Below are 288 nucleotides of genomic sequence, written 5' to 3'. Positions count from 1 at the left end.
GACGCTGACTATTCCGCAACAGCTGATCCTGCCTGACACCGTGCGGGAGGGGATCGTGATCAACGTCGCCGAGATGCGTCTCTATTATTACCCGCCGCTGGGCAATAGCGTGGAAGTCCTGCCAATCGGCATTGGTCAGGCCGGACGCGAAACGCCGCGTAACTGGGTGACGGCAGTAGAGCGTAAGCAGGAAGGCCCCACCTGGGTGCCAACCGCCAATACCCGCCGCGAGTATGCGAAAGAGGGCAAAACGCTGCCGGCGATGGTGCCCCCCGGGCCCGATAATCC

General features: G+C 62.5%; 1 pseudogene. It reads left to right on the top strand.

The features are described 5' to 3' along the window. Positions 1 to 288: pseudogene (locus ACSIPU_RS31165) on the top strand (L,D-transpeptidase); the annotation flags it as partial.

Source organism: Klebsiella sp. HN106 (genome assembly GCF_051209435.1).
Lineage (GTDB): Bacteria > Pseudomonadota > Gammaproteobacteria > Enterobacterales > Enterobacteriaceae > Klebsiella > Klebsiella oxytoca.
Note: the sequence above shows the minus strand (reverse complement) of the source record. Positions and strands in the feature narration are given on the sequence as shown.